Source organism: Chitinophaga sp. 05T412 (assembly GCF_056396465.1).
Map to the genome: position 1 here is coordinate 393,259 of NZ_JBFTLN010000009.1, position 21,562 is coordinate 414,820.

Below are 21,562 nucleotides of genomic sequence, written 5' to 3' on the forward strand. Positions count from 1 at the left end.
AGAATCCGTTCGAAAAAAAATTTGCGTAGTCAAATAACTACACATATATTTGTGTAGTCAAATAGCTACATAATGAATTTAAGAAGAGACGTATTCCAGGCCATCGCAGACCCCACCAGGCGGGCAATACTCTTGTTGGTGGCTTCGCAGGCTATGACAGCAGGCGCCATCGCCGCCAATTTTAATACTGCCCGGCCCACGGTTTCCAAACATCTCCAGATCCTCACCGAATGTGAACTTCTGGAGCAAAAACAAACCGGCCGGGAAATTCATTACCATATCAACGCAAAAAAAATGAGAGAAGTCGCCGATTTCATAGAACCATTCCGCAAAATGTGGGATGATAGATTTAATGCACTGGAAACAATTATGAAAACCTACCAGGCAAAGAAAAAAGACTAACCATGGAACTGAAAACAAACATCGATGCAGCCGACGGTCAGCAGGACCTCACCATTACCCGTGAATTTGAATTGCCGGTGGAACTGCTTTTCAAAGCCTACGACACACCGGAGATCGTGGAACAATGGATGGGCACCAAAGTATTGAAACTGGAAAATAAAAAGTATGGTGGCTACGCCTTTGAAACGACTGATCCTAAAGGAAACAAGTTCGGCATGAACGGCACCATCCACGAATTCCGCCAGAACGAAAGCATCACGCGGACATTTGAAATGGAAAACAGTCCGTTTTCGATACAGCTGGAATTCCTGCAGTTTGAATCCCTCACAGCGGACACCAGCAAACTCACCATGCATATCATTTATAAATCCAACGAACACCGGGATCTGATGCTGAAAATGGGCATGACCAAAGGAATAAACATGGCACATAACCGACTCCAGGCAACTGTTAACAAACTAAAATAATTCGTTATGACAAAGCGGAACAAAATTATTTACTGGATTGCTACCATCTGGCTTTCACTGGGAATGGGTTCCAGCGCTATTGTACAACTGCTGGGCGTAAAAGCGGAGAATGACTTTATTACCCATCTGGGCTACCCCATTTATTTTTTAAAGATACTGGGCACCTGGAAATTATTGGGTATCCTCACCCTCCTCCTTCCCAAGCTTCCTTTGCTGAAAGAATGGGCATACGCCGGTTTCTTCTTTGTGGCCTCCGGCGCGTTGTTGTCGCATCTGATATCACATGATGCTTTCAAAGATATCTTTCCGTGTATCCTGTTGTTATTGCTGACAGTAACCTCCTGGTACTTCCGGCCCGCGAACAGAAAACTTTCCGCCGTTCACTTTAATAATTCCATCGCATGAATCCAAAAGCAGATTTTTATTTCGACAAAGCCGGACAATGGGAGAAGGCAACCACACACCTGAGAAGCATTGTGCTGGACTGTGGACTCACCGAAGAAGTAAAATGGGGCTCTCCCTGTTACACGCATCATAACAGCAACATCGTGTTAATACACGTGTTCAAAGAATACTGCGCCATCTTGTTTTTCAAAGGCGCACTGCTCCATGATCCGGAAAGTATATTGGTGCAGCAATCCGAAAACACCCAGGCTACGCGGCAGATACGGTTCACCAGCGCAAAAGAAGTCACCGCTATGCAGGCCACTATCAAAGCGTATATCTATGAAGCGATAGAAGTAGAGAAAGCCGGTTTGACGGTGAAGCTTAAAAAAGTATCGGAGTTCCACATGCCGGAAGAATTCCAAACCAAACTGGATAAAATGCCAAAGCTAAAAAAGGCATTTGAAGCATTAACACCAGGCAGACAAAGAGGTTATCTCCTCTTTTTTGGTGGCGCCAAACAAGCTAAAACCCGTGAATCCAGGGTAGAAAAATATATTGATCACATCCTTGCAGGGAAAGGATTAGATGACGAATGATACAAAGGAAAACTGGCCGGAGCATCAGGTATGATGCTCCGGCCAGTTCCCGTATACTCATTTGCAAAAACCAGTTGTTCCTACTTACTCAAAAACTCATTCACTACTATCAGAAATGCTTCCGGTTCTTTGCTGCTCTTATCCGGGGCGCCTACCTCTCCCATGTATTCTCCGTGACCGCCTGGAAAAATAGCTAATTGTCCGTGCGATAAAGTACGGGATAATGCGAGTGCATGCTCCGGTAATATCAGTTCTGTGGCACCATTTATCACCAGGGCAGGCGCCTGAATCGCTTTAATCGCTGCGTCTGGGATATCTTTAAATACTTTCATTCTACCTGCATCTCTATCGAACATCGCCTGTAATCCTTTGGGGTCTGGATTGGCTTTGAGATAAGCGGTCTTTAATTCTTTCGGCATTACGTCCAGCGTAGCGTGGGCGAATCCATCGAAGAAGCCGGGAGGTGTGCCGGAACGATTGTACAGCGTGGAGCACAGTATCAGTTTGTTCACTACTTCCGGGTGACGAATCGCCACTTGCAGCGAAGTAGTACCGCCATTGCTGAACCCGAGAATATCGGCCCTGGAGATGTGGAGTTGCTGCAGCAGGGCAGCGATATCATCGGCGTCCTGTTCAAAGGTCATGTCGCGGTTGATGTCGCGGGTATGACCGTGGGCCTGCATCTCTACCGCGATTACCTGGTGTGTTTTAGCCAGCTCCGGTAAAACACGGCCATAGCTGGACTCAATGGTGGAACCTCCCCCATGAATCAATACCAGCGGTTTACCGGTGCCATGAATTTCGTAATAGAGCTGTAGGCCATTGACTGCCGCATAGTGCCCTTGCTGTTGCGCATCTGCCAGCTGCGAGATGAAAAGGCTGGCACATAGCAGTAAAACTAATCTGTATTTCATACAATTCGTTGTTTGAGCCACAAACTTACTCCGGGATTTCGAGGCGGAAGGGTTGTCAAAATGCCAATTTGCGGGGCGATTACGACAATCGTTTGGGCGACAACGTATAGGCGCCCCGTTTATCCCGCAATTTCCGGTTTCTCTTTTTTGCTCAATACAAATACCCGGTACATCACTACCCCACTGACCAGGATCAGGGCGGTATAGCTAAAGGCCAGGTTTCCGCCATCTTTTGCAGGCAGCAGGTACAGGAGGACGGAACTCAAAATAGATACCGCCACATACACCAGGCCACCAGTTAATCCACCGGCGATACCCGCATTTTTGGGAAAGCGCTGCAGACAGAAAGTAAAATAGTTATTGTAAGTAAAACCCGCGCCCACATGCACGAGGAAGGCAAACAACAGCACGGTCCATATCTCCCGGAAAATATAAAAAGTAATGGCCAGCCCCAGCGCACACAATAGCTGCAATGCCACGTTCACACTCATTTTTCCGAGCAAGGGTTTATTAATCTGGGACTTCCCAAGAAAACCGCCCACCATCCAGGCAAAGCCCAGCACCAGCGAGCAATAGCCCGTTACTACCGGTGAAAAGTTAAAGTAATGTTCAATGATAAACGGCCCCGACATATTATACACCATCACCATGGTATAAGCCAGTCCCAGCATGGAGATACCCAGCGTAAAGCTACGGGTGCGCAGCATATTCACATAAATAGACAGGATTTTTCCCGGATGAAAAGCAGTGCTATGCTTAATGGTTTCCCCACTGTAAATAAGTTCCAGTATAAATAAAATGGCGGCAAAACCACCCAGGAAATAAAAGTTAGCACTCCATCCGAAGCTCACTTCCAGGTAACCACCAATGAAAGGCGCTACTATAGGGCCGGTAGACCAGATAATCGTAAAAATACTGAGATAACTTTTTAGCTGTTCGCCGGAATATAAGTCTACAAACAGCGCCCGCTTCGCCACCACCATGGAGGCAATGGTAATACCATGGATAATCCGCATGGCATAGATCACGTAAATGCTATGTGTGTTGGCAATCACCACACAGGAGATACAAAAAACAAGCATGGCCCACATGGCAATCCGGTATCTGCCGTAGCTGTCCAGTATACTGCCCACAAATAGCTGGGAAAGACCGTAGCTGACCAGGAACAAGCTCAGGGTCAACTGCGTTTGGCTGCCCGTAACGCCCAGATCGGCGGCCATTCCCGGTAAAGAAGGTAGGTAAATGTCGGTAGCAAGACCAGACATAGGTATCATCGCAAAAGCGAGTAAAGTAGCAATCCAGATATTCCCTTCTTTGATGGGCCGGGTAGTTATTGTGCTGGTAGTCATTTTACAGTAGCTATTGATTCGTTCCCGGCAAAATTAGGACTTAATCATTTAAGCGCCACCGCCTTTTTTGTTACCATTATGTAAACCGGCCATGATGGCTTTTTACAATCAAGCTACCCTGGCCGGTAATTTTAGCAAAGCTTGCCCGCTGCGTTATTCATCTCCCTTAATCCTATCCCCTTTTACCGGCGAATAATTCTTTTGTAAGACATCATTGACGGTGAGCTTTTCGAAATAACATTTTATGCCGACAGCCTGACTGAAGTCTTCCACATGTTGTATATGAAAGTGTAGATGCGGTTCAGAAGAATTACCGGAATTACCACAAAGACCGAGGAGCTGCCCTTGCTTCACCCGATCGCCCTGTTTTACTTTGACACTGTTCTGTTTAAAATGTGCCAGCAAAATATATTCTGCATTTGTTGTTTTCAGCAGCACTGCATTGCCGGGAATATACAACGCGTTCATAAGGCCGGGCACATTGTCTTTCACACCATCTACCGCCAGCACAATTTCACCATCGCAGGGCGCCAGCACTGGCTGACCAAATGCGTAGTAGTCGTCGTTGGTTTTACCATTGGTTTTAAAACTGCGCCCGTCTTTGTTGTGGACCACGATATCAAACGCATTTTTCTGAAACGGCACCACCACGTGATAATTCTGTTCTTTGGTATCACCACCCCAGAACACCGTCCATTCGCCTTTAAAAGGCAGGTGCATGGGCGTTTTATTCCGCAGGGTATCGGGAGTATACGGCTTGGCATATATGCCTGTAATCGCGTTATTTTGATCGGCGGCCAGGTGCAGTAAAATGGTGCCTTTTTCTAATGTTGCTTTATACACTGCAAATCCGTTCTGGTAAGACAGAAATGCCGTGCTTTTGATATTGCCGAACTGTTTGTTTAGCTGGCTCAGGAAAGCATTCGTTTTATCCCAGGGCAGGGCTGTTTTGGTTGACTTGGAGAAGTGGGCGAAAATACTGTCGTATGCACCGGAGTTGTAATACTGTTGAAAGCTGGTGATGATGGATTTACCGGCCGGCGTTTCTGTTTGGGCCACGGCTATACGAAAGGTAAGCAAACAAATCATCAAAAGGGTAACACGTAAGTTCATGGTAAGCATTTATGGTATTAGTTGCCAAAGGTATCCATAAACTTACATGGGTAGATTTTTTTTGATCAGGCGCATAAAAAAAGCCCGTTTAACGGGCTTTTCCTATGTTTATTTTTTTCGGCTTACTTATCTATTACATTGATTTCATAGATAGACGGCGGCGCTGTCGCTTTAATAACGCGGAACCGCAGCCTGGAGGTGTGATAGCTACGTGGCAGGCGGATCACTTTACAATCGCCCATGGGTTTAGCTTCCATGAAAATAGTTTCCCACACACCGTTGGTCAGTATGTCTATCGCATATTCCTGGATACGTGGTAACCTGATTTGAGAGAAACCATCAGGCAGTGATTTCGTGTCTTTATACTCAAAGATGCTGATTTTATTAAACGCATCTGCGGGCGACAATTCCATTTCCAGGGTGGCGATGGTATCTTTCTCTGCGGCTGCCCAGCGGCTGCTTAAGCTTCCATCGTTCACTGCAGTAGCTCCATATTGATTTTTAGGATCGGCATATACGCTGGTGGCGGTAGCTGGTTGATGAGCAGAAATAAAGCGGCCATTCTTCGGCAATGGTTTGTTCATGGCCAGTCCCAGTCGTTTTCCCAGGCTGATGGCTTGCAACGCTGTATACTCTCTGATTCGTCCGGTTTGATCAGGAGGAATATTTACCACGAGGCAGTTACTATTATCTGTGCTCCAGTAAAACAGCTCTTCCAGTTCATCCAGTTCGCGAACCGGCAGCTGTGCTGATTTTTCAAACCAGTTCAAACGATCGCTGATACAAATAGTGTGTTCAAAAGGAAGGTAGTAGGATTTCCCATTGTGCAGGTATTGCTTTTTATCAAAGCGGGTAATCATTTGCGGGTCCCATAAACGAAAATCTGAAGGGAAATACTGGAAGAAATATTTATTATCTGTTGTCATTTCACCGGGAATGGTGGCCTGTCTTTTCCCCTCTTCATTGACGATGGTGTGGTTGACGCTCACTGCGCAATTGGGATTGAATTTCTTCACCAACTGGTATACCTGGTCAACGCCCCATTCGTTTGGTTGGCGGTCCCAGCCCCCGTCCAGCCATAGTTCACAGATGTTGCCATAGTTGGTAAACAGTTCTGTTAACTGGTGGAGCATATAGTCTACATATTTTTGTTTGTTGGGATCTTTGTAAGATGGTTCATGCCTGTCCCATAAGGAATAGTAGATCGCAAACTGCAGTCCATACTTTTTACATGCATCGGATACTGCCTTTACCACATCAGTTTTCACGGGAGATGAGGCCACATCGTACGTAGTGTATTTACTATCCCATAAACAGAAACCATCGTGGTGCTTGGTGATGAGCAATACATAGCGGAATCCGGCGTCTCTGGCGGTACGAACCCATTGGTCGGGGTCCAGCTGTGTAGGATGATAAGTATCCACGGGGAGTGTACCATCTGACCATTCCACGTCCGCAAACGTATTGATGCCAAAATGGATGAACATACCATATCCCCGTTGAATCATGCGTTGCTGCGCTGCATTGGGTGTAGTGGATGGTTGCAGTACCTGTGCCTGCGTGAAATGATACAGGCATGTCAGTATGCTTACGAGTAACAGTCTTCTCATGATAATCTTGCTTTACAGAATCGAAAAAATAAAAATRAGWGAAGCGTGGCAACTGTTCTGAAACATAAGTGACTTTTACTGGACTTATTTTAACAAAAAAGCCGGTACTTGACAGGTACCGGCTTTTAAGCGTAAAAAACGTGTATGATGTTTATCATTTAAAAAGATAGCCCACACTAACACCGAAGTAACGTTGTTTTTGCGTTTCCTTCGGATACGGGTCCGTGTTCACCAGGCCAAGGCTGTAGTTAACACTAAACAATAAGCCCATTTTCAGTTCATATCCGATCATAAAGTTAGCGCCGGCATCGAAAGGTTTTACATACACGGTTGTCATGTCGGAACCGTCTGCATCACCCTTAAATTTAACGGGCACACTTACCGACACATTTCCCTGGGTAGCTTTCACTTTACCGCCCACACCATATGCGGCATAGACGCCAATACCGGCAAATAGTTTGCCGGTACCAACCTGGTATTTATACACCAGGTTTACCGGAAGTTCGAGGTAACTAATACGAAACGATGCAGTGCCGAAGTGGCCAGCGCTGTCAGTATCACCACCGTTTAATTTTGCACCTTTCTGGCTAAAAAACAAACCGGGTTGTAATGATAGTTGGTCATCCAATGGAATATCCACAATTACGCCGCCATGAAAAGCAGGCAATGTTTTGGTCTTTTCTTTGTAGCCATCATCATCTTTGAGTGAAAAATTGGCTGCGCTGAATCCGGCTTTCAAACCAAAGGATGTTTTTTGTTGGGCTTGTGCGTACAGTCCACAGGCTAATGCTACAGTAAATAATAAAAAGTGCTTTTTCATCAGGCATATGAGATTATATCCGCCAAAGATAAGACAGCCAGGTGTCTCCATGGAGAGAAAAGAAACAGTTTCTTATCGAGCGCCGAAAAAATACGTACAAATGCGTATGGTTATTTATTGTTTGAAGTGTCATCAACGATCAGTAGCTCATAAAAAAGCGGGCTATATTTCTTCACGATGGTGAAGAAATATAGCCCGCATACTAAGAAAAAAATCGTTTATGCGTTCATGATATGTCCCGGGCGTATACCGCAGCCCTGGCGGTCTTCATTGAACAACATCTTCATATGTCCCACCATCATTCCATCCCATCCGGCCTGGCTAAAGTAAACTTCATTGTCTAATTGATTCCGGTAGACCATCATTTTTTGCAATTGTTGCTGATGACCACCTATTACAAAATCAATATGCGTGCTATCAGTAGCCAACTGGCTGGATAGCGTTGCACCCAGGTGTGATAAACAGATCACTACGTGGCAGCCATGATCTTTTTTCAGACTGGTGGCTATTGCGTTGGCAGTAGCAACGGGAGGTAAATGTATAACATCATTGTGTGAGGTCAGTTGTGGCCCTACGCCGGTAATACCGATTTTGATAGATCCGGCGTAAATGATTTTATAGGGAAGCACCTCACGACGAAGTACGGGATTGGTAAAACGATAATTACAATTCACCAACGCAAACTGCATGTGTGGCAGTAGTGTGGCGAGTGCTGCCTGACCATTGGCCAGTTCACGGTTACCAATAGTGGCAGCGTGATAGCCGGCTTTGTTCATGGCCTGAATCATTTTTAATGACGCTTCCGTGTTATGCGTGTGATCCGTAAAATCACCTGCATCTACGAGTAGCCCTTCCCGTTGTACCGGCAGCAAGGAAGACACTTGTCCATGCATATCGTTGGTGTACCAGATCATGCATTCCCGGTTGTTACCAGGAAGATAGGTAGCGTTGCCGGTGATAGCACCAAGTGATTTAAATGGGTGTTGAAATAATAATAAACCTGTTGCCAGTGAGGCATTGCTGAGAAATGATCGGCGTGATGTACTCATATTATAGGGGGTATAGAAAAAAGGTGTTGCTGCTTTACGTATTTGTACGTTTTTTTATTTTGCTGATTGAAAATTGTTGTCAAGATAGAAATAATTTTTATTTTTGATGAAATTTCCTTGCTTGCTGAAATATTTATTATCCCTAACTACAACCAGATACATTTGTCATGGCATCATACCTTGCTGAGATTTCTATTGTCTCATTTAATTTTGCCCCGAAAGGTTATGCCTTATGCAATGGTCAGACATTGCCGATCAATCAGAACCAGGCACTCTTTTCCCTGCTAGGTACTTTCTACGGAGGAAATGGCCAAACTACTTTCAAGCTTCCTGACTTACAGGGACGCATTCCTTTGCATTGGAGCGACCAGTATCCGCTGGGGTCTTCTTTTGGAGAAGAAGGTGTTTTATTGACCAACAGTACTATGCCGGATCATAGCCATACCGTGCAGGCTTCACTGGCGCAATATGTAGGTGGAACTGCCACTGAAACTTCGCCAATTAATGCATTGCCTGCTGATGCTACAGCTGGCAGTCCCCGTTATAACAGCAAAGCAGATGACCAAATGGTACCAATAACTTTGTCGCAAATGGTGCCTGATCCGGTAAATCATCCATTAACAACAGCGCCGCCTGTTGGGCCACAGCAGCCGGTTCCAAACCTGATGCCGTCTTTGGCACTTACATATATCATTGCCATACAAGGCATTTTCCCCACACGCCCTTAACTATACCTTATGGCTGGAGATGAAACATCTTTTGGTGACATCATTATGTTTGGAGGCAACTTTGCCCCGGTAAACTTCGCGCTTTGCGAGGGACAATTACTACCAATATCGCAGAACACCGCTCTTTTTTCGTTGTTGGGTACCACGTATGGAGGAAATGGTACGTCAACTTTTGCATTACCGGATCTGCGGGGAAGGGTACCTATAGGCGCCGGACAGGGGCCTGGTCTTAATCCGAGAGTACTGGGGGAATCAGACGGTCAGACAACGGTAACGCTTACCATAAACGAATTACCTGTGCACTCGCATTTAGTTAATTATACTCCGCTGGCCTTTCCTGCAGGCGGGCCCAATGATACCCATAATCCGATCGGTCATTATCCGGGAGTAGCCGCTGCCCCGCAATATGCAGCAGGCGGAGCAGCGGCAGGTTTAATACCGGCTATCACTCCTTCCATACAGGCGTTGCCGTTAGGATATCCTGTGCAGCCAACAGGTAGTGCGGCCCAGGCAACCAATAATATGCAACCTTCATTGGCCATTTCGTTTGCAATTTGCCTGCGAGGAATATTTCCCAACTTTTAATTACCCTAAAACATTCTATAGATGCCTTTCGTAGGAGAAATAAGAATAATCGCAGGAAATCGCGTACCTATTGATTGGGCGCCTTGTCTGGGTCAAATCATGTCTATTTCAGAAAATGAACCCCTGTTTCAACTCATTGGTACTACTTATGGAGGAGATGGCCTGGAAACTTTTGCCTTGCCGAATCTACAAGGCAGGGTACCACTGCACTGGGGAAATGGACACACTTACGGCACGGCAGAAGGAGTGGAACAAGTCACCATTACAGCCAATCAGCTTCCACCACATGTACATAAACTCGACGGCATGGTATATATTCCGGCGATGGGCGCCAATCCAGGGAACCTGGTAACCGCCAGCAATAACTATCCTTCCATTACAAATGGCAGCCGGATGTATAGCACGGTAAAAGATGCAAACAATAAGCAACTGGKACCTGTATTCGTGAGCCCTTACAATTCATCTACCAACACCATGATGAACGTGCTGCCAACCGGGAGGAGTATGCCGAAGGCGAACATGCAGCCTTACCTGGCCGTTACTTTTATCATTTCACTATACGGCATTTTCCCTAACCCATGATAAGGGAGGGTAAAATAAATATGAAAATAGGAGCACTTTTACCAAGATCAACGTTTCATCCTTTATTGCATCACGATTTTCTGCAAGGGATGCAAGCGTACCTGCATTATAAAAATATCAGTGTCGAATTCATTACCGCCAATATTGGATATGGTACAGATGAGGAGCTACTTGTAGCGGAGGCAGAGAAAATGTTGCTGGAACAACAGGTACAAATACTTATTGTATATGCCGACCAAACAGCAGTTGGCAGAATTGCCAACCTGGCTAAGCCCCTCAACCGGCTTATCCTTGCAGTACATAGTGGTGCAAAATATCACCACGATTGGGAACCACATCCGGTGGTATTATCACATACCCTCAATAATGTGATCCAATGCAGATTGACCGGTATTTATGCAGCAGGTCTGTCTTCAGTAGCGGCCGTATGTACTTCATTCTACGATGGTGGATATGCGATCAATCATGCGCTGACACAACCTTACTTTGATCATGGCAGCAGTGTACAATATAATTTTGTAAGCAAGTATACTAGTCGGGATTTCGATTCAACGCCGCTGCATCAGTTTTTAAATGCCCGGCAGGATGTACAGGCTTTACTGGCGATTTACAACGGTGAACTGGCACATTGCTTTCTGCAACAATTACAACAGGCAAACATCACACAACCGCTTCAAATATTCGGTAGCCCCATGACGCTGGATGAAACCATCCCGCTGGTACATGGCGCCCTAAAATTGCCTTTTCGGGTGAGTGGCTATGTGCCCTGGGTGTCGGCACTCAACAATAACGCCAATCAGTTGTTAAAGGAACAGTTTACACAATATACCGGCAGGGAAGTGAACTTACCCGGCATGCATGGTTGGGATACCGGTATGATCCTGGAACACATTTATAATACTGTAGATATACATCGTTTTCGTGCGAGAGAAATAATTGCTGCCATGCAGCATATCACCCTGGATAGCCCCAGAGGTGCTTTACAGATGGATACTGCTACCAACTACATGATAGCGCCAGCCTGGCTGGTACAAACCAATGAAGATTTTGAGCTGGAAGTAATTAACGGAATTGATAACACCGTCCCCCTATGGCAGGAAATTGTAGCCGAGGAAAGAGGATTCGCCACTGGTTGGATTAACACTTATCTCTGTGCTTAATATAAGCCTGAAAAATTACTGAATCATTTTCCATCCTGGAAACAGGGTGCATACTTATATTTTTATTTATCCCAAGATAATCCCTTCATATGAAGCTTCCTTTACTCAGGACTTTAACAATGCTACTCCTGTTGACCGGCATTACCCAATATGCCGCCGCACAAATAGGGATAGGCGATCTGGAATTTACCGGCTTTGATACCTTTGATGATAATAGCAATGGTTTGATACAGAACGATAAGTTCTCTTTTGTGATGCTCAAAGATTGTCCAGCTAATACCTATATCACTTTTACAGATTTGGGGTGGACAACCAGCAATCATTTTCAATCGCTGTCCTGCACGCCTGGTAACGGCTCACAGACAGATGGTATCCTTGAATGGAAGAACACCACCGGGTCAACAATACGTGCCGGTCAACAAGTGGTAATATCGTGTAAATATAATCCTGTTGCTTCATTGGGGACAATTACCAATAAAACGGCCAACGCCAATAACGCTGCTACTTATATCAGTCTTGGTGAAGCCGGTGATCAACTCTTTGCATACGCTGGACAGATCACTGACATCGGTAACCCCTCGGTTATTGCTGCTATGAATATCAACCGGACTTCCTGGGATCATGCTTTAAATGACTGTGATTTTACCTCTTCTTCCTCTATGCTGCCCAATACCGGGAGGATTTCCAGCATACCTGCTGTTAATGCGAGGTATAACTGTTTATCCGGGACCGTGGGCACTCGTGCAAGATTGTCTGCCTTACTTGGTGATATTTCCAAGTGGAGCCTGGATAGCACATTGGCCTATCCGGCACCATCCGGCTTTGATCTGAATAATCCCACTCCCTGCAACCTGACCATCGTAAATCCTACTGCGGCCGGGGTCTTATATGTTAGTAAGAAGTATGCCGCCGGAGACGGAAGCAGCTGGACTTCTCCCTTACCTGAATTAAGGGATGCGCTGGCCGCTGCTGCAGATCCAGCCAATGGTATCAAGCAAATCTGGGTAGCAGCGGGTACCTATACTCCATCTGCAAGTTTAGATGCCAATGCGAGCTTTATAATACCTTCTAATATTGCCATCTATGGTGGCTTTCAAGGTATAGCCAGTGAAACTACTATTGCCAGCCGGAATATTCCGGCCAACCGAACCGTACTTAGTGGTGACCTGGGAAGAGATGACGCGGATAGTGTATTACTAAATACCTCCGGTATTATAGGTACCAACAGTGTTCACGTATTGACAGCCGTGAACGCAGTAAACGATACACTGGATGGTGTAATTGTGACAGCTGGATACGCTTACAATAACAGGGGCGGTGGCTTATATATCAGCAGCAGCTCAATGAGAATATACAATACACAATTCAGCGGCAATTATGCCACACAAGGCGGTGGCGGCATCAGCGCCATCGGCAGTACATTATTTGTTATCAACAGTACTCTTTTCGGCAATCAAGGAGGTCTTTATTGCGGCGCTATCTACGGTAGCTACGGTAACCGCGGCACCAGCCTAAGGGTTTATAATAGTACAGTTACCGCCAATGCGGGAGGATCCTTCGGTGCTGTATACAATTCCGTGGGTGACAATATCATAACGAATTGCATCTTTTCCGGCAACATTGGTTCCTCCAGCCCCGACTATAACACCGCTCTCAATGGCGGTCCTTTTAAGAATTCCATCTTTGGAACCACTTTCTATACTGACCCTAGCACCTCACAAGCAGTACCGCCGGTAGAATTTGTGGATCCTGCCAACGGTAACCTGCAACTGACCAAAAACAATTACGCCATTAATCACGGTAACCTGTTAACTAACACCCCAGGAAACACACCACAGGTAGGTAACCTTGATCTGGCCAGCAAACCACGTATCAGTAACACGGTAATTGACCTGGGGGCCTACGAATACCAGGCCATTGCACAAACTATTACTTTCCCTGCAATACCCGCCGCGACTTACGGTGATGCGGACATTGCTCCCGGCGCTACCACTAATGGAGACAGCGCCATCGTTTACTCGTCATCTGATATATCCGTAGCAGATACCGTAGCCGGCAAGATTCACATCAAAAAGGCGGGAACAGTCACCATTACTGCCAATGCAGCCGGCTCTAATGCTTATTTACCGGCCACTGCACAAACGAAGACATTGACCATTAAACCTAAAGATCTGACTATAAAAGCCAACGATGTTACGCGTCCTTATCATACGCCGAACAGCGATACCAGCTTTACCATCAGTGGCTTTGTAAATGGTGAAGATTCAGCACACGTCATTACAGGCCGCCTAAAGGCCACCTTTGGCGGAGATATCAATAGCGCCGTAGGCCCGTATTCGATTCTGCCGGACGCAAGTGGCATTACAGCCCCTAACTATAACATCGTCACCCAGGCAGGCACACTCAATATTGTACAGGCAGCACAAAACATTACCTTCCCTCCCATTGCCGATAAAGTATATGGAGACGCGCCATTTGCCCTCAACGCTACCAGCGATGGCGGGCTGGCAGTAACTTACAGCGTACTTAAAGGGAATGCTACTGTAAGTGGCAATACTGTTACTATTACGGGTACCGACAGCGTTACTATTGCAGCCAACCAGACAGGCAATGGTAACTTTCTGCCAGCGACACAGGTAACGCAATCTTTCAATATTGCCAAAGCCGTTCTCACGGTAAAACCAAATCCGCAAACAAAGAGCTACGGCGATCCAACTCTGCTAATTACCTGGACCATCAACGGGTATGTATATGGGGAAGATACCACAGTGGTACAAGGCTCTCTGTCGTTCTCACTTGGTACAGCGGATAATGTAGGCAAGTATCCAATCCAGCCAATAGTAACCAGTTTACATGCTACCAATTATACCTTTGTTGGTGTAGCCGACACCCTTACCGTCACTCCGGCCTCACAATTCATTAATTTTCCAACAATTGCCAATAAGACATATGGCGATGCGCAATTCTCAGCTGATGCCAGCAGCAATAGCGGCCTACCAGTGACATACAGTGTGGTAAGCGGTCCCGCTACTGTTCAGGGGCCTTACATTATCATTAACGGCGCCGGTAATGTAGTGATAGCTGCAGATCAGGTGGGTGACAATAACCGCTCCCCTGCCACGCAGCAAACACAATCTTTCACCGTTGATTCAGCCAGACTCACAGTAACAGCTACTCCGAAAACCAGGATCTACAAACAACCCAACCCGACATTGGGCTATACCATCACCGGGTTTGTAAACAACGAAGATATCAGTGTTGTAAGCGGCAATGCCGACATCAACACCACCGCTGACATCAATAGCAATGTGGGCAAGTATCTCATTGATGTAACACGAGGCGGACTGACTGCTACCAACTACGCTTTTGATTTCGTAAATGATAGCCTGGAAGTAACTCCAGCTACACAAACTATTACCTTCACTCCTATCTCCGGTATCACCTACGGTGATGCGCATTTTGGCATTAGCGCTACCACTGACGCCAACTTACCGGTAACCTTTGCCATCATCAGCGGGAACGCTGCGCTGAGTGGTAATAACGTAGTCATTACTGGTACAGATAGCGTCACCATTGCGGCCTATCAGACTGGTAACAGCAACTACGCGGCTGCTCCGGAGGTTCGACAAACATTTAATATTGCAAAAGCACCACTGTCAGTCATTGCTAATCCTCAAACGAAAACCTATTTACAACCTAATCCGGCATTGCGTTATTACTTCACTGGATTTGTATATGGAGAACTGGATTCCGAGGTTATTTCCGGAAGCGCTGATATCAGCACTACGGCAAGAGACAGCAGCGATGTTGGCAAATACCTGATTGACGTAACAAAGGGTAACTTAGCGGCCGCTAACTATGAGTTCCATTTCGTGGATGACTCACTCGAAATATACCAGGCGCAGCCCACCATCACCTTTGCTCCTATCGCCAATAAAACATATGGAGATGTACCATTTAAGTTAGTTGCCAGCAGTGACGTGAACCTACCGATTACTTTCAGTACTATCACGGGGCCAGTAAACATCAGTGGCGATACGCTTACTATACAAGGTACAGGCACCATTACTGTCGCCGCCAACCAGACCGGTAACCATAACTACCGTGATGCCGGACAAGTAACACAAGCTTTTACCATCGATAAAGCCTCCCTCACAGTGACGGCCAATCCGAAAACAAAAGTTTACCTGCAGCCTAATCCAAACCTGGATTATAGCTTTACAGGTTTTGTATACAATGAAACCAGCAGCGTCGTGAACGGCAACGCTACTATCACCACTACTGCCGATGCTAACAGCGTTGTAGGTAAATATCTCATCGACGTAACACAAGGCGGACTGAGTGCCAACAACTATACCTTCACTTTCGCTAACGACAGCCTGGCAGTAACTCCGGCTGCGCAAGTCATCACCTTTAGTCCTATCTCCGGAAAAACTTATGGTGATGCACCATTTACCATCAATGCCAGCAGCGATATTGGTTTACCAGTTACCTTCAGTGTAGTGAGCGGACCAGCTAGCGTGAGTGGAAACACCGTGACCATTACCGGCAGCGGCCCTGTAACCATTGCGGCTAACCAGGCAGGTAACAGCAATTATGCGGCTGCACAAGCCACACAATCATTCACTATTGCTAAAGCAACACTCACGGTAACGGCTAATCCGAAAACGAGAGTATACAAGCAACCGAATCCAACGTTTGATTATCAGGTCAGCGGCTATGTATATGGTGAAACCGGCGTTGTTTCCGGTCAGGCGTATATCAGTACCACTGCGGATGTGAACAGTCCGGTTAGCAAGTACCTCATCGCGGTAACGCAAGGGGGCCTAACCGCTGCTAACTATGATTTCAATTTTGTAAATGACTCTCTCGAAGTAACACCTGCTACACAGGCCATCACCTTTGCACCMATCAGTAATAAAACATACGGTGATGCTGCATTTGCAGTGAACGCCAGCAGCGATGCCAGTCTGCCAATCAGCTATAGCGTAGTAAGCGGACCTGCTACCATCAGTGGTAATTCCGTAACTATTACCGGTACAGGCAACGTCACCATTGCTGCTGATCAGGCAGGTAACAGTAACTATCAGGGTGCTACGCAACAAACACAATCCTTTACTATAAATGCGGCAACACTCACGGTAACGGCTAATCCGAAAACCAGGGCATACAAACAATCTAATCCAACACTGGATTACAGGATCAGTGGTTTTGTAAACGGTGAAGACAGCAGCAGTATCGTAAGCGGTAACGCCACCATTACAACGACCGCCGATATCAACAGCCTTGCAGGTAAATACCTGATCAATGTAACACAAGGCGGATTATCTGCGCCTAACTATACGTTCGTGTTTGTGAATGACAGCCTGGAAGTAACTGCAGCTACACAAACCATCGACTTTAGCGCCATCTCCGGTAAAACTTATGGTGATTTACCATTTACCATTAATGCTACCAGTGATGTTGGTTTACCTGTTACTTTCAGTGTAGTGAGCGGACCAGCAACCATCAGCGGTACCACCGTTACCATTACCGGCAACGGTCCTGTTACAATTGCCGCTGATCAGGCAGGGAGCAATAATTATGCGCCAGCACACGCCACCCAATCATTCAGCATTGCGAAAGCCACACTCACGGTAACAGCTAACCGGAAAACGAAAGTGTATTTACAACCTAATCCAACATTGGATTATACCATCACAGGTTATGCGTACAGTGAACCCGGCAGCGTTGTTTCCGGTAACGCACCCATCAGTACAACCGCCGATGCCAACAGCCCTGTAGATAAGTATCTTATTACTGTTGGACCGGGTGGACTAAGTGCAACCAATTATGATTTCGTTTTTGTGAATGACTCACTGGTGGTAACACCAGCAACGCAAATCATCACTTTTGCACCGATTACGGGTAAAACTTACGGAGACGACGCATTTACAGTAAGCGCCAGCAGTAGTGCAGGCTTACCTATTACTTACAGCGTAGTCAGTGGTCCGGCTATCAACTCAGATAATACCATTATCATTACTGGTGCAGGTACTGTGGTTATTGCCGCTGACCAGGCAGGCAACAATAACTACGGCGCAGCTACGCAACAAACACAATCCTTTACCGTTGCACCAGCCACACTCACTGTGCGGGCAATTGACCAATCTAAAAATTATAAACAACCGAATCCTACGCTGGATTATGCGATCAGCGGTTTCAAAAATGGTGACACCAAAAGCGTGGTAACAGGTGTCCCTACCGTTAGCACTACTGCAGATATCAACAGTCCCGTAGGCACTTATCCGATTAATGCAAGTCTTGGTGGACTGGCAGCGCCTAACTACACCTTCGGTTTCCAAAGCGGCACCCTGTATGTGAATAGTGCACTACAAACAATCACCTTTACGCCTGTTTCAAATAAAACTTATGGCGATGCACCATTTACCGTTACAGCTACCAGCGATGCAGGTTTACCGGTGACCGTCTCTGTACTCAGCGGACAAGCCAGTGTAGATGGCAATACCGTTACTATTCTTGGTGCAGGAAATGTAACACTTATGGCCGCCCAGTCTGGTGATGGTAACTATGCACCTGCAAATCTGGTATTCCAATCATTCAGCGTTGCAAAAGCCTTACTCACCGTAAAAGCAAACAGCAAAACCAAAGCATACCAGCAACCTAACCCAACATTGGATTACACCTTTGTTGGTTTGGTAAACAACGATAACGCCAGCGCTGTAACAGGTATCGCTCAAACCACTACTACGGCAGATATCAATAGCCTGCCAGGCAACTACCCGATCACTATCACCAAGGGTACGCTGGCTTCTAATAAATATGATTTCGGCTTTGCAAATAGTTTGCTCAGCGTAACGGCGGCCGGACAAAGTATTTCGTTTACACCGATCCCGGCTAAAACCTACGGAGATGCCGCGTTTAGCTTAAGCGCTACCAGCAGTGCAGGCTTACCGGTTACTTACAGTGTACTCAGCGGTCCGGCTACTATCAGTGGCAATAGCGTCGCCATCACCGGTACAGGCAATGTGACGATTGCTGCTGATCAGGCAGGAAACGGCAACTACCAGGGTGCCACACGGCAAACACAATCCTTCATAGTGGCTCCGGCTACCCTGACGGTAAAAGCTGATGATAAACAGAAAGTAACAGGTACGGCTAATCCGACATTTACTTATACTATCACAGGCTTTGTAAACGGCGATAACAGTAACGTGGTAACTGGTACACCAACCCTCAGTACAATTGCAGATAACAGCAGTGTACCTGGTACCTACCCAATCACTGTAGCTACCAACGCAATAAGCGCCGCCAACTACCAGTTCACTACCGTAAATGGTACTTTAACAGTTGGGCAAACGACACAAACCATCACCTTCCCGGCTATCTCCAATAAAACATATGGTGCGGCAGCATTCACGCTGAACGCCACCAGCAGCAGCGGATTACCGGTGACTTATACCATCGTAAGCGGTCCGGCTACTATTAGTGGTAACACCGTTACCATTACCGGTGCAGGAAATGTGACCATCGCCGCTAACCAGGCAGGTAATGCTACTTACCTACCGGCTACACAGGTAATGCAAGGCTTCACCGTAAGCAAAGCAACACTGACAGTGACTGCAGTGAATGCGTCTAAAGTATACCAACAACCAAATCCGACATTCACCTATAACATCACTGGATTTGTGAATGGTGAAGATAACAGCGTGGTAACTGGTACGGCTACACTCAGCACTACTGCTACTACCAACAGTACACCGGGTACTTATCCTATCACGGTGGCTATTACATCATTAAGCGCTGCTAACTATCAGTTCACATCGGTAAACGGTACCTTAACTATTGGACAAGCAAATCAAACGGCTCAAACCATCACCTTCCCGGCGATCACTAATAAAACGTACGGTGCAGCTGCATTCACGCTGAACGCCACCAGCAGCAGCGGATTACCGGTGACTTATAGCATCGTTAGCGGTCCGGCTACTATCAGTGGTAACACCGTTACCATTACCGGTGCGGGTAATGTGATCATTGCCGCTAACCAGGCAGGTAATGCTACTTACTTACCAGCTACGCAGGTAACACAAGGCTTCTCCGTAAGCAAAGCAACACTGACCGTGACTGCGGTGAATGCTTCCAAAGTATACCAACAACCAAATCCGACATTCACCTATAACATCACTGGATTTGTGAATGGTGAAGATAACAGCGTGGTAACTGGTACGGCTACACTCAGCACTACTGCTACTACCAATAGTGCGCCGGGTACTTATCCTATCRCGGTKGCTATTACATCATTAAGCGCTGCTAACTATCAGTTCACATCGGTAAACGGTACCTTAACTATTGGACAAGCAAATCAAACGGCTCAAACYATCACCTTCCCGGCTMTCACTAATAAAACGTATGGTGCAGCAGCATTCACACTGAACGCTACCAGCAGCAGCGGATTACCGGTGACTTATASCATCGTAAGCGGKCCGGCCACTATCAGTGGTAACACCGTTACCATTACCGGTGCGGGAAATGTAACCATCGCCGCTAAYCARGCAGGTAATGCTACTTACCTACCAGCTACGCAGGTAACGCAAGGCTTCATCGTAAGCAAAGCAACACTGACGGTAACTGCGGTGAATGCGTCTAAAGTATACCAACAACCAAATCCGACATTCACTTATAACATCACCGGATTTGTGAATGGTGAAGATAACAGCGTGGTAACTGGTACGGCTACACTCAGCACTACGGCTACTACCAATAGTGCGCCGGGTACTTATCCTATCACGGTGGCTATTACATCATTAAGCGCTGCTAACTATCAATTCACATCGGTAAACGGTACCTTAACTATTGGACAAGCAAATCAAACGGCTCAAACTATCACCTTCCCGGCTATCTCCAATAAAACATATGGTGCGGCAGCGTTCACATTGAGCGCTACCAGCAGCAGCGGATTACCGGTGACTTATAGCATCGTTAGCGGGCCGGCTTCCATTAGTGGTAACACCGTTACCATTACCGGTGCAGGAAATGTAACCATCGCCGCTAACCAGGCAGGTAATGCTACTTACTTACCAGCCACGCAAGTAACACAAGGCTTCACGGTGAGCAAAGCAACACTGACGGTAACTGCGGTAAATGCTTCCAAAGTATACCAACAACCAAATCCGACATTCACTTATAACATCACCGGATTTGTGAATGGTGAAGATAACAGCGTGGTAACTGGTACGGCTACACTCAGCACTACTGCTACGACCAACAGTACGCCGGGTACTTATCCTATCACGGTGGCTATTACATCATTAAGCGCTGCTAACTATCAATTCACATCGGTAAACGGTACCTTAACTATTGGGCAAGCAAATCAAACGGCTCAAACCATCACCTTCCCGGCGATCACTAATAAAACGTATGGTGCGGCAGCGTTCACATTGAGCGCCACCAGCAGCAGCGGATTACCGGTGACTTATAGCATCGTTAGCGGTCCGGCTTCCATTAGTGGTAACACCGTTACCATTACCGGTGCAGGAAATGTGACCATCGCCGCTAATCAGGCTGGCAATGCGACTTACTTACCGGCCACGCAGGTAACGCAAGGCTTCACCGTAAGCAAAGCAACACTGACAGTGACTGCCGTAAATGCTTCCAAAGTATACCAACAACCAAATCCGACATTCACGTATAACATCACCGGATTTGTGAATGGTGAAGATAACAGCGTGGTAACTGGTACGGCTACACTCAGCACTACCGCTACTACCAATAGTGCGCCGGGTACTTATCCTATCACGGTG

15 protein-coding genes are annotated in these 21,562 nt (G+C 46.5%); 9 read left to right on the forward strand and 6 right to left on the reverse strand.

Annotated features, from left to right (window positions below; translation table 11 throughout):
* Positions 1-72: 72 nt before the first annotated feature.
* From AC1DFM_RS21520 to AC1DFM_RS21535, 4 genes are read left to right on the forward strand one after another with little or no spacing between them, the layout of a single operon-like run.
* Positions 73-402: an ArsR/SmtB family transcription factor gene (locus AC1DFM_RS21520; RefSeq protein WP_477078820.1), complete on the forward strand. Its 330-nt coding sequence runs from the start codon at positions 73-75 to the stop codon at positions 400-402.
* Positions 403-404: 2 nt separating this feature from the next.
* Positions 405-869 carry an SRPBCC domain-containing protein gene (locus AC1DFM_RS21525; RefSeq protein ID WP_477078821.1) on the forward strand — a complete coding sequence of 155 codons (465 nt, stop codon included), beginning with the start codon at positions 405-407 and terminating at the stop codon, positions 867-869.
* Positions 870-875: 6 nt separating this feature from the next.
* A complete protein-coding gene (locus tag AC1DFM_RS21530) occupies positions 876-1,274 on the forward strand; it encodes a DoxX family protein (RefSeq protein ID WP_477078822.1) in 399 nt (132 codons plus the stop codon).
* Entirely contained in the window at positions 1,271-1,852 is a 582-nt protein-coding gene (locus AC1DFM_RS21535; RefSeq protein ID WP_477078823.1) for a YdeI/OmpD-associated family protein, read from the forward strand. The genes AC1DFM_RS21530 and AC1DFM_RS21535 overlap by 4 nt, the downstream gene beginning before the upstream one ends.
* Before the next feature lie 80 nt (positions 1,853-1,932).
* Here AC1DFM_RS21535 and AC1DFM_RS21540 read toward each other — a convergent pair whose 3' ends face one another.
* The 6 genes from AC1DFM_RS21540 to AC1DFM_RS21565 form a co-directional block, all read right to left on the reverse strand.
* Positions 1,933-2,766 (reverse strand): alpha/beta fold hydrolase, encoded by an 834-nt coding sequence (locus AC1DFM_RS21540; protein ID WP_477078824.1) that lies wholly within the window; start codon positions 2,764-2,766, stop codon positions 1,933-1,935.
* 119 nt (positions 2,767-2,885) lie between these two features.
* Positions 2,886-4,115, reverse strand: coding sequence for an MFS transporter (locus AC1DFM_RS21545; protein WP_477078825.1), 1,230 nt, complete (start codon positions 4,113-4,115; stop codon positions 2,886-2,888).
* 153 nt (positions 4,116-4,268) lie between these two features.
* Complete coding sequence (locus AC1DFM_RS21550; protein WP_477078826.1) at positions 4,269-5,228, reverse strand: peptidoglycan DD-metalloendopeptidase family protein; 960 nt, start codon at positions 5,226-5,228, stop codon at positions 4,269-4,271.
* 122 nt (positions 5,229-5,350) lie between these two features.
* Entirely contained in the window at positions 5,351-6,838 is a 1,488-nt protein-coding gene (locus tag AC1DFM_RS21555; protein WP_477078827.1) for an alpha-L-fucosidase, read from the reverse strand.
* A gap of 154 nt (positions 6,839-6,992) precedes the next feature.
* Entirely contained in the window at positions 6,993-7,658 is a 666-nt protein-coding gene (locus tag AC1DFM_RS21560; RefSeq protein ID WP_477078828.1) for a porin family protein, read from the reverse strand.
* A gap of 218 nt (positions 7,659-7,876) precedes the next feature.
* Complete coding sequence (locus AC1DFM_RS21565) at positions 7,877-8,707, reverse strand: bifunctional UDP-sugar hydrolase/5'-nucleotidase (protein ID WP_477078829.1); 831 nt, start codon at positions 8,705-8,707, stop codon at positions 7,877-7,879.
* Positions 8,708-8,874: 167 nt separating this feature from the next.
* On the opposite strand from AC1DFM_RS21565, the gene AC1DFM_RS21570 reads away from it, so the two are divergent.
* The 5 genes from AC1DFM_RS21570 to AC1DFM_RS21590 form a co-directional block, all read left to right on the forward strand.
* Positions 8,875-9,435: a phage tail protein gene (locus tag AC1DFM_RS21570; RefSeq protein ID WP_477078830.1), complete on the forward strand. Its 561-nt coding sequence runs from the start codon at positions 8,875-8,877 to the stop codon at positions 9,433-9,435.
* A 9-nt stretch (positions 9,436-9,444) separates the two neighbouring features.
* The gene (locus AC1DFM_RS21575) at positions 9,445-10,020 is read left to right on the forward strand and encodes a phage tail protein (RefSeq protein WP_477078831.1); all 576 of its coding nucleotides are present in this window, start codon (positions 9,445-9,447) and stop codon (positions 10,018-10,020) included.
* Between the two features lie 21 nt (positions 10,021-10,041).
* A complete protein-coding gene (locus AC1DFM_RS21580) occupies positions 10,042-10,602 on the forward strand; it encodes a phage tail protein (RefSeq protein WP_477078832.1) in 561 nt (186 codons plus the stop codon).
* A 20-nt stretch (positions 10,603-10,622) separates the two neighbouring features.
* A complete protein-coding gene (locus AC1DFM_RS21585) occupies positions 10,623-11,762 on the forward strand; it encodes an ABC transporter substrate-binding protein (RefSeq protein ID WP_477078833.1) in 1,140 nt (379 codons plus the stop codon).
* Between the two features lie 119 nt (positions 11,763-11,881).
* The coding region (locus tag AC1DFM_RS21590; RefSeq protein WP_477078834.1) for an MBG domain-containing protein at positions 11,882-21,562 on the forward strand (9,681 nt) is incomplete at its 3' end.

Bases quoted from the DNA above. Each gene is read 5' to 3' on its own strand.
- AC1DFM_RS21560 (WP_477078828.1), bottom strand. From the start codon at position 7,658: ATGAAAAAGCACTTTTTATTATTTACTGTAGCATTAGCCTGTGGACTG.
- AC1DFM_RS21570 (WP_477078830.1), top strand. From the start codon at position 8,875: ATGGCATCATACCTTGCTGAGATTTCTATTGTCTCATTTAATTTTGCC.
- AC1DFM_RS21530 (WP_477078822.1), top strand. From the start codon at position 876: ATGACAAAGCGGAACAAAATTATTTACTGGATTGCTACCATCTGGCTT.
- AC1DFM_RS21520 (WP_477078820.1), top strand. From the start codon at position 73: ATGAATTTAAGAAGAGACGTATTCCAGGCCATCGCAGACCCCACCAGG.
- AC1DFM_RS21540 (WP_477078824.1), bottom strand. From the start codon at position 2,766: ATGAAATACAGATTAGTTTTACTGCTATGTGCCAGCCTTTTCATCTCG.
- AC1DFM_RS21575 (WP_477078831.1), top strand. From the start codon at position 9,445: ATGGCTGGAGATGAAACATCTTTTGGTGACATCATTATGTTTGGAGGC.
- AC1DFM_RS21525 (WP_477078821.1), top strand. From the start codon at position 405: ATGGAACTGAAAACAAACATCGATGCAGCCGACGGTCAGCAGGACCTC.
- AC1DFM_RS21535 (WP_477078823.1), top strand. From the start codon at position 1,271: ATGAATCCAAAAGCAGATTTTTATTTCGACAAAGCCGGACAATGGGAG.
- AC1DFM_RS21585 (WP_477078833.1), top strand. From the start codon at position 10,623: ATGAAAATAGGAGCACTTTTACCAAGATCAACGTTTCATCCTTTATTG.
- AC1DFM_RS21555 (WP_477078827.1), bottom strand. From the start codon at position 6,838: ATGAGAAGACTGTTACTCGTAAGCATACTGACATGCCTGTATCATTTC.
- AC1DFM_RS21565 (WP_477078829.1), bottom strand. From the start codon at position 8,707: ATGAGTACATCACGCCGATCATTTCTCAGCAATGCCTCACTGGCAACA.
- AC1DFM_RS21545 (WP_477078825.1), bottom strand. From the start codon at position 4,115: ATGACTACCAGCACAATAACTACCCGGCCCATCAAAGAAGGGAATATC.
- AC1DFM_RS21550 (WP_477078826.1), bottom strand. From the start codon at position 5,228: ATGAACTTACGTGTTACCCTTTTGATGATTTGTTTGCTTACCTTTCGT.